The organism is uncultured Campylobacter sp., assembly GCF_938045405.1.
Classification (GTDB): Bacteria; Campylobacterota; Campylobacteria; order Campylobacterales; family Campylobacteraceae; genus Campylobacter_B.
Map to the genome: position 1 here is coordinate 1 of NZ_CALIMW010000189.1, position 5,546 is coordinate 5,546.

6 protein-coding genes are annotated in these 5,546 nt (G+C 48.3%); all 6 read right to left on the reverse strand.

Features of this window, described 5'->3' with window-relative positions:
• Positions 1-279: 279 nt before the first annotated feature.
• The 6 genes from Q0140_RS07160 to Q0140_RS07185 all read right to left on the reverse strand — a co-directional run bounded on the left by Q0140_RS07160 (position 280) and on the right by Q0140_RS07185 (position 5,373).
• Positions 280-405: a hypothetical protein gene (locus tag Q0140_RS07160; RefSeq protein ID WP_297963310.1), complete on the reverse strand. Its 126-nt coding sequence runs from the start codon at positions 403-405 to the stop codon at positions 280-282.
• 456 nt (positions 406-861) lie between these two features.
• The gene (locus tag Q0140_RS07165; RefSeq protein WP_297963313.1) at positions 862-2,034 is read right to left on the reverse strand and encodes a HAMP domain-containing sensor histidine kinase; all 1,173 of its coding nucleotides are present in this window, start codon (positions 2,032-2,034) and stop codon (positions 862-864) included.
• The gene (locus Q0140_RS07170) at positions 2,027-2,689 is read right to left on the reverse strand and encodes a response regulator transcription factor (RefSeq protein ID WP_297963315.1); all 663 of its coding nucleotides are present in this window, start codon (positions 2,687-2,689) and stop codon (positions 2,027-2,029) included. The genes Q0140_RS07165 and Q0140_RS07170 overlap by 8 nt, the downstream gene beginning before the upstream one ends.
• Positions 2,689-2,922 (reverse strand): hypothetical protein, encoded by a 234-nt coding sequence (locus Q0140_RS07175; protein WP_005870662.1) that lies wholly within the window; start codon positions 2,920-2,922, stop codon positions 2,689-2,691. The genes Q0140_RS07170 and Q0140_RS07175 overlap by 1 nt, the downstream gene beginning before the upstream one ends.
• 430 nt (positions 2,923-3,352) lie before the next feature.
• Complete coding sequence (locus Q0140_RS07180) at positions 3,353-4,342, reverse strand: methionine ABC transporter ATP-binding protein (RefSeq protein ID WP_297963317.1); 990 nt, start codon at positions 4,340-4,342, stop codon at positions 3,353-3,355.
• 44 nt (positions 4,343-4,386) lie between these two features.
• A complete protein-coding gene (locus tag Q0140_RS07185) occupies positions 4,387-5,373 on the reverse strand; it encodes a diaminopimelate dehydrogenase (protein ID WP_297963319.1) in 987 nt (328 codons plus the stop codon).
• Positions 5,374-5,546 lie beyond the last annotated feature (173 nt).

Here is a 5,546-nt window from a genome sequence, read left to right on the forward strand (position 1 = left end):
TACGCGTTAAAGGCGGCGAGACTTTGTTTGTAAGAAAGCATTGCTCGGTTAAATTTAATAAATTTTATTTCAAATTTGACCGTAAAAATTCCAAAGCAAGTCCTCGTCGTGAAATTTTACCGAACGATAAGGCATAAAATTTTAAAATTTAGCGCAAGCCGAGTTTTACCGCGCAAATTTTTAAAAGAGCGAACGATGAGCGATCTGCCGAATCCTCAAGGCGCGCAAGAGCAAGAGCGCCGTATCCCGATACGAAATTTATTAAATTTTCGGGCGACTTTACGCGGCGGTTTTTGCGCTGCTCGCGATCACGGCGCTTAGCGTATTCATGCTGCCTGAAAATATTTTAGACATAAGCGCGGCATGCGCGGACTTCGTCAAATTTATGAAGCGGTTTTTTTCCAAACATCGCCGCGATCGGTAAGATCAGCCAGCATACGCAGCTTGCGGAATTTTACGTCGCGGCATTGCGGATCAGCCTTGCGGGATTTTTCGTGATAAGCTGGATATAACGACAGGAAGGAACCTCGGGGCGTAAAGATGTAGCCGCTCTGTTTTTTCGGCATATTGATAGGATATGGGGATTACTTTACCGCCGATTTTGCCGTAAACGACATCTGTCACAGAGCAGGCAATGGTCGGACATTCCCGAAATTTCAAAGCAGAGAGCCTGTTTGGCCGGATGTCGGTCGCGAGGATATTTTTTTCATGTGCGACCCTTTTTATTACGCTTTTCATATCCAAGATCGCTCGCGGAATTTATATATCGCGGAACAAAAACGATAAGCATCCGAGCGACGATTAAATTTAAACCGCAAGCGGCCGCTTTCAAATTTTAAAATTTCACTAAATTTTAAAATTTTATTCGCGCCACGTAAGGCGGAAGGTCGTTATCTCGCCCGGCACGCTGTCGTAGGAGATAGAAAAGGAGTATTTTTTGCAGACCTCGCTTACGATGCTAAGCCCGATTCCAAAGCCGCCCTCGCTTGAGTTAAAGCGCGCAAAGCGCCTGAAAATTTCGCCTCCCTTTTTACTATCGATCCCCTCGCCGCTATTTGAGATCGCTAGCTCGCCGCGCCTTAGCCGTACATCCACGTAGCCGCCTGCGTTTGCGTATTTTACGGCATTGCTTAGCAGATTGTCGATCAGGCGCGAAATTTCATAGACGTTTGCGTTCATACTCGCATCCGCAAGATCGGTTTTAAGGGTAAGTCTGCGCTTTTGAATAAACGGCGCGAAATATTCGCAGCGCGAAGCGACTAGGCTTTTTAGATCGATCGAGCTAATCTCGCCCTCTTTTTTCATGCCGAAGGTCAAAAACACGAGATCCTCGTAGATGCGCGAAAGCGTCTTAGCGGCAAGGTCGATATTAGCGACGCGCTTGGCGTTGTATTCTCCAAGCTCTGCGTGCCGCATTGTCTCAACGCTCATCGAGATGATGCTAAGCGGAGTGTTGATCTCGTGGGTACTATCTTTGATGAAGCGATTTAGCGTGTCGATCTTATCGTAAAGCGGCTTTGTGCCTAGCCGCACCAGATAAAACGCCACGGCTAATATCACGCCCAAAAGCGCTATCATCATCGCTGCTGTTTTGATACGAAGCGTTAAAATTTCGCCCTGCACGCTACTTCCAAGCAGAATGATTTTAGCCTTGGAAAAGGCGTTTCGCTCCTCCATATTTTGCAGATTCTCATAAATTCCTAGCCTTCCGCCACTTATAAATTCCGCCTTTAGCTTCGCTTTATCAAGTGCGCCAAGCTCACCACTGCAGCCGTAAATTTCATCAGAGTTTGGCTTAAATATACACGCACTCACGCCCTTTTCGCGCTCAAAGTCCGCTAGCGATTCCAGCCCGTCCATGCTTGCTTTCATATAGATCATCATTTTGATCTCTTTTAGCTCTTTTATCCTGTGCGAAAGTAGCGCGGCTTCGTTCATCCTGTAATTTATCTTGAAAAAATATCCTAAAAACAACGCACTTGAAATGAGGTACAAAGATAAAATTTTAAGCGTTAAAGCGGTCTTTTCAGACATACAGATACCCTGCGTTACGGCGATTTATGATGTGCTCTTCGCCTAGGACGCGGCGTAGATTTTTGATGTAAGTTCGCAGCGCCTCTTCGCTCGGCGTCTCGTCGAATGTATAGATCGCAGAGAAAATTTCATCCTTGCTTAAAAGTCTGTTTTTATTTTGTAAAAAAAGCGCCAGCAGCTCACGCTCTTTGTTTGAAAGCGCGACGGGCACGCCCGATCTGCGTAGCTCTTTGCTTGCAAAATAAAATTTAAAATCATCGTCAATAGTTACAAAATCATCAAAATTATGGCTGAAGTTTCGCTTTATGAGCGAATTAACGCGCAGCAGCAGCTCTTTTAGCTCGTATGGTTTTTTGAGATAGTCGTCGCAGCCGCTTTTAAAACCGACCTCAAGGTCATCAAGTGTATTTAGCGAGGTGGCAAATATCGCGGGGGTGCGATCGCCGCTCTTGCGCAGCTCTTTTAAAAGTGAGAATCCGTCGCCTTTGGGGATCTTTACGTCAAATATAAAAAGATCAAATTTTTGCTCATAAGCAAGATCTGCAGCGCTTTGAGCGTCGCTGCAAACGCATACGTCAAAGCCCGCGTCTTTTAGATATTCGCCGATGAGATCGCAAAGGGTCTCATCGTCCTCTACGAGTAAAATTTTACTCACTACATCTCTTTTTTCATCTCTTTTTTCATTTCGCCTTTCATCTCATCCTTCATATGTTTGCCCTCTTTCATAGCATCCTTGTGCATATCCTTCATATCGCCTTTCATCTCTTTCGCACTATTATGCATTGATGTATTGGCGTCCTTCATCTCATCTTTCATGCCCATATCGGCAGCTACGGCAAAAGTGCCAGCAAATAGCGCACTAAGCGCAAACAAAGTAAGTTTTTTCATTACGTACTCCTTAAAAGAAATTAGCGGAATTATACTTCCGCAAAAGTGAAGTAAGTGTGAAATTCCGAAAAAATTCAAATTTAAATTTAAACGCCTGTAATTTCAAACGCGGCGCGGCTTAAATGCGCTCGGTCGGTCGCGATCTCTGAAATTTAAATCGCTCGCTACGGCTAGTCAAATTCTAAACGCGAATCAAAGCTAGCCAGAGCGCACGCCAACAGCGCATCGCCGAGCTTACTTTATCGAGGCGAGATAGAAATTTAAACCGCCGGCGAAACTGATTAAATTTATAATGCCACGACTCGGTCATTAAATTTAAAACGCCACGCAAGTCTTTAAATTTGCGGCATCGCGCGAGCTTTTAAATTCGCTATGCCGCGTAAGCCCTTAAATTTAGTGCGGCGCAAGCGCACAGTGCGCGAAATCGCACCTAGATCGCGGCGCAGCTTTTGATCTCATCCTCACTTACGATCTCGTAGATCACGCCCGCGTTTTTGATAAACTCCTCCACGCGCGCGACGTGTGCGGGCTCTACGTTGATCACGAGGCTTCCGACGACGTTTTTATCGAGGCGCTCAAGCTTGCCCCAGACGATGTTAAAATTTATCTCCAAAGCGCGCGCCATATGCGTGATCACGCTGTCAAACGCAACCGCGGGCGGGAAAAAGAGCCTGATATTCACGCCGCTTGCGGGCAGCACCTCCTCCTCGCCCAAAAACTCCTTCATATTCTCATCCGGGTGCAAAAATAGCGAGACGATATCGCCCGAGTTGCTCACGCGTCCGCCCTTAAGCAGGATTGCTCGCTGCGCGATGCCCTTTACGACCTCCATCTCGTGCGTGACGAGCACGATCGTGATGCCTAGCTCGCGATTGATGCGGCGCAGAAGCGATAAAATTTGCGCGGTGGTGTTGGGATCAAGCGCCGAGGTTGCCTCGTCGGAAAGCAAAATTTTAGGGCTTAATGCAAGCGCGCGCGCGATCGCCACGCGCTGTTTCTGTCCGCCACTAAGCTCGCCAGGATAGGCATTTGCTTTACCCGCAAGCCCTACGAGCTCCAAAAGCTCGGCGACGCGGCGCTTCGTATGATCATTCGAATAGCCCCAAAATGCTAACGGCGTGGCGACGTTTTGCGCGACGGTGCGGCGGCTCATCAGCGCGAAGTGCTGAAAAATCATACCGATATTTTTGCGCAGCTCGCGGATCTGAGCGGCGCTTAGCTCTCTTACCTCCCTGCCCTCTACTTTGAGGCTTCCTTCTTGATAATCCTCAAGCCCGTTTATGCAGCGCAGCAGAGTGCTTTTACCCGCACCGCTGCGGCCGACGATGGCAAAAATTTCGCCCTGCTTTACTTCTAAGCTCACATCGTCGATCACGCAGGTTTTGCCGTAAAATTTCTTTAAATTCTCTATCTTTATCACTCAGATTTCCTCGTTCGTAATTCCGCCTAAACGCCTCCTGAAATTTATAAAATTTCGCGCCTTAGCTCGTCCGTACTCTTTGGCGAAAGAAGCGCCGGAGCGATGTCAAATACGCTAAATGCGCCGCGCTCGCCCCTTTGCGCTAAGCGATACGCCGCGCGGGCGTAGGCTACGAGCACGCTTGCAGTAAATTCGGGATTTGAATCAAGCTTTAGCGAAAACTCGATCAAATGCTTGTTTTCGCCGCGCTCGCCCGTCGCTCCGCTTCGCAAGACGAATCCTCCGTGAGGGATGCCGCCGTGCTCTTTTTTAAGCGTTGCAAGATCTATAAAATGCACGCTCGTGTCGTAGTCGGCGAAGTAATTTGGCATCGTTTTTATCTCACGCTCGATGCGCGCCTTATCGGCGCCGTCCTGCGCCACGACGTAGCACTCGCGCAGGTGTTTTTCGCGCGTGCTAAGTTTTGGATTTTCGCCCGTGCGAACTCGCTCCAAGGCGCTTTCTATCGGTACGGTGTATTGGCGCGCATCCGCGACGCCCTCGATCCTGCGGATAGCGTCGGAGTGGCCCTGGCTCACGCCTTTACCCCAAAACGTATAACTGCTGCCGTTTTCTAGCACGCTCTCGCCAAATAATCTATTTAGCGAAAACAGCCCAGGATCCCAGCCTACCGCTATAATGCCTACGTTTCCGCCCGCTTTGGCGGCGGCGTCTACCGCGGCGAAGTGCTCTGGGATTTTTGCGTGCGTATCGAAGCTATCTACGACGTTAAAGCTCTGCGCAAACTCGGGCGTCTGCGTCGGCAGATCCGTCGCGCTACCGCCGCAAAGCACCAAAACGTCAAATTTGCCCTTGTGCGATAAAATTTCATCCACGCTAAATACTGGCGCGTCGTATGTTTGCACACTGTGTGGCTCGCGGCGAGAAAACACTGCCGAAAGCTCTAAATCCTTGCTATTTCGCGCGGCAAGCTCTACGCCGCGACCTAAATTTCCATATCCCAAAACCGCTATTTTTATTTTTTCGCTCATTTTTTATCCTTCAAATTTTAAAATTTAGCACGTAAAACGGCGCGCCGCCGATGAAATTTTACCTCAGTAGGAAATAATAAATCACATATAACCAACTTAAAAATCCGTGGATTATCGCCCACATTATGCTTTTATTGGCTCCCCACGATAGTGCGACGGCTATGACCGTGCCT